General features: G+C 43.8%; 4 protein-coding genes. 1 reads left to right on the top strand and 3 read right to left on the bottom strand.

Going from position 1 to position 3,224, the window contains the following annotated elements:
* Positions 1-159: 159 nt before the first annotated feature.
* A complete protein-coding gene (locus tag A1359_RS04285; RefSeq protein ID WP_198159269.1) occupies positions 160-1,269 on the top strand; it encodes a cyclic nucleotide-binding domain-containing protein in 1,110 nt (369 codons plus the stop codon).
* Between the two features lie 517 nt (positions 1,270-1,786).
* On the opposite strand, the gene A1359_RS22255 is transcribed toward A1359_RS04285, so the two are convergent.
* From A1359_RS22255 to A1359_RS04275, 3 genes are all read right to left on the bottom strand, one after another.
* The gene (locus A1359_RS22255) at positions 1,787-1,924 is read right to left on the bottom strand and encodes a hypothetical protein (protein WP_157200466.1); all 138 of its coding nucleotides are present in this window, start codon (positions 1,922-1,924) and stop codon (positions 1,787-1,789) included.
* 278 nt (positions 1,925-2,202) lie between these two features.
* Positions 2,203-2,970: a hydroxyacylglutathione hydrolase gene (gloB, locus tag A1359_RS04280; RefSeq protein ID WP_066978512.1), complete on the bottom strand. Its 768-nt coding sequence runs from the start codon at positions 2,968-2,970 to the stop codon at positions 2,203-2,205.
* Positions 2,971-2,979: 9 nt separating this feature from the next.
* Positions 2,980-3,224 (bottom strand): transketolase C-terminal domain-containing protein (locus tag A1359_RS04275; RefSeq protein WP_332310062.1); only part of this gene is annotated, 245 nt, incomplete at its 5' end.

Here is a 3,224-nt window from a genome sequence, read left to right as displayed (position 1 = left end):
TGACGAACTTGTTTCATGCACATTCCTTACTGGTTTTAAATATTATTTGGCGATCTAAGCTTTACATTAAGCGTTCTGAGATTATGCTTAACTTGAGTGACAGTCACTGATAAAGCCAACAGACGGTGTTGCCTTTATTCTTAATTATTGGAGGTTGTTTTGAGGGATGTTGTAAAGTTTGCAGAAACCGATGAAGAGCTTCATGCTTCATATCGTCTTCGGTATAAAGTCTATATAGAAGGCATGGGACGCTTGAAGGAGAAGGGAGATCATGAGCTTAAAGAGCTGCGCGATGAGATGGACTGTAAGGCTAGGGCAATTATTGCAATAAAGAATGATGAGATCGCTGGGACTATGCGGTTATTTTGGGGTGGTGATGGTGACTTGTCACCGTCGCTAAAAACGGCTTATCAATTAGAGTCGTTTAACGCTGTCCTGAGTGATGAGAAGATTTGTATCATCGAGCGACTGATGATAGATGAAAATTATCGGGGTTCAGCGACTGCCTTGGAGATTTATCAAGAGGCGTGGTTTTTTGTTGTGGAACATGATGTCGAATTGGTATTGCTGAGCAGTGAGCCGCATCTGATTAATTCCTATTTGAGATTAGGTTTTCGCCCCTTTGGGCGGACGTATACGTATCCGGGTATAGGGTTGGTCGTTCCAATGATGTTTTTGCCAGGAGATCATGAGCACTTAAGCAAAGTTCGTTCGCCTTTTTCGATGCTTGTTAAGCAAGAGGATGCAATTAAATACCAGCATACAGAAAGTTTGCGGGCAATTACAGTGAGTACGGCTAGTGTCGTAGCCAAAAGTCTGGCTGAAAAAACCGACTATTTGAATAGCGTTTTGCCAGTAGATCAAGTGAATACGAATCAGCGACCAAAAATTTTCGATAATATTGATGTAAAAGACATAGAGCGTTTGCTAGATAAAAGTCATATCATTTCCTGTGTAGAAGGCGATCACATTATTGCGGCCAATAATGCAGCCAAGACCATGTTTGTATTGCTTTCCGGCATGGTACAGGTGCAACGTCCCAGTGGTGAAATTCAAGCCATCATTTTTCCTGGAGAAGTGATTGGTGAGATTGCTTTCTTACTGAATGTTCCTCGTTCAGCTAATATTGTTGCTGCAACAGATAATGTGAAAGTTTTGAGCCTTGATGATGCATCCATGACCCGATTGTTAAAATATGATGCTCCGATTGCCAGTAAAATCTTGATGAATCTTTGCAAGGCTTTGTCTTATAGAGTGATAAATAATTAATATTGTGATGTAAACCAGACTGATATCGTCTGCTTGGGGTAGGCTCTACTAAGGTGTAATATTTTTCGACACCACAATATCTTTGCCCTATATGACGTAAGCACGCTCTGATTATGTGGTCGACTCATCATGATTTGGTGTTTTAGATTTATGTTAATCTGTATTTCTAACGTGCTGGAGTGTTTAATATGGCCTTGGCGCAAGACGATATCGAATGTTGATTGGGGGTAACCTTTCCGAACGGTTGCTCAATCAAAATGCAAATGTGCGGTACGAACTGGATTTGCGGAAACGAGCGATTCGTGTCGAAGAAAACTAAAACATCAACGTGGATTGATATTGGAATGCTTTAAGCAAATAGAAAGGCGTTCTGAGCAGGTTGATAAACGTTTAGAGCAAATTGATAAGCGATTCGAGTATCAGCAACAAGTTGAATTTATAGCAAACCATTACTAAATCAAACAGCTTATGCGCCGGGGGGGGGGCGTTATTGGCTATAGCTGGTTTGGTTTACAGCTCAACGCTGCTCGTCCAGCCACTCGCTATTATCCAGCACCTGCCGGATGGTCTTTTGTTGGTTGGCTAATTCCAGAATCCGGTCGTAATCCGCATTGAGCCCTAACCGCAGCAGTACGCCCAACGCCAGTTCTTCCATTGTTCCATGCCAGGTCGCCTTGCCTTACTTCGCGCCTGAACGTTCAAGCATGACTTCCAAGAATGGCAAACATTTGCTTACCTCGGTATAAATGTATTGCAGTCCACGCTGTCATTGTAGAATGTCATCACGCGATTTAGGTTCGAGGACAATGGCGGCGATATTGGTTACACCGAATTTGAGTTGATGCTAAATGACGGTGCGCATGCGATTTCGGGTAACGAAGATTTTGGATTTTAGGCGTTTACAGGCTGATTTTAACCAGAAATAGGGCAAAATCAGCGGAACTGATCTTTCAAAAGTCGCATTTTAGCGAATACCTCAGCGGGCGTATCTTCGTCAAATGCAGCGACAGCTTCACGCAGCGGAGAGCTATGTTCACGCAGAAACGGATTGGTAGCCAGTTCCAGTTCTATAGTTGAAGGTATGCTAGGCAGGTTGTTTCGGCGCAACTCATTCACTACCTCAACCCGTAGCAGTAAGTCCGGGTTATCAGCTTCCAATGTTAAGGCAAAACGGCCATTGGCTTGGGTGTATTCGTGGGCACAATAAACCCGAGTGCAGCCGGGCAGGGCTTTGAGTTTTTGCAAAGAATGCCACATTTGTTCGGCACTGCCTTCAAACAATCGGCCACAACCCATGGAAAAAAGCGTATCGCCGCAAAATAAAGCCTGACTATCCACACAGTAATACACAATATGGCCTGATGTATGGCCTGGAGTGGCAATAATCTGAAATGTTTGTTGGCTCAGTGGAAATATAGTGCCATCCTCTACAGCAATGTCTATGCCGGGAATCCTTGCCTGATCCGCTGCTGCAGCTACAATCTGACAGCCAGTGAGTTGCTTGAGTTGCAAGTTACCACCAACGTGATCGCTGTGGTGGTGGGTATTGAAAATATAATCCAGCTGCCAATTTTTTTGCTTTAAAGTTGCCATTACCGGTTCGGCGACAGCCGGATCTATGACTGCCGTCTTACCGCTGATGGGTTCCTTTAAAAGATAAATATAATTATCGTTAAGAACTGGGAGTTGTAAGATTTCCATGTGGGCATTTTACGCGCAAAATGCTTCAATTTTTGCCAAAATAGCTTGGGTATCGAGTTCACACAAACTTAGTAATTCTTCACGGCTGCCTTGCTCGACAAAGCGATCCGGCAAGCCGATATTCAACACCGGCATCAGAATACGTTGGGCTTGTAGAAAATCGTTAATCGCACTACCGGCACCACCGGCGATAACGTTTTCTTCCACGGTGATAAACACATCGTGGCTTTTGGCTAGTTCCAGCACCAGTGCTT

This window comes from Methylomonas lenta (genome assembly GCF_001644015.1).
Lineage (GTDB): Bacteria > Pseudomonadota > Gammaproteobacteria > Methylococcales > Methylomonadaceae > Methylomonas > Methylomonas lenta.
The sequence above is the reverse complement of the archived record's forward strand: the minus strand, read 5'-3'. Positions and strand labels throughout refer to the sequence as shown.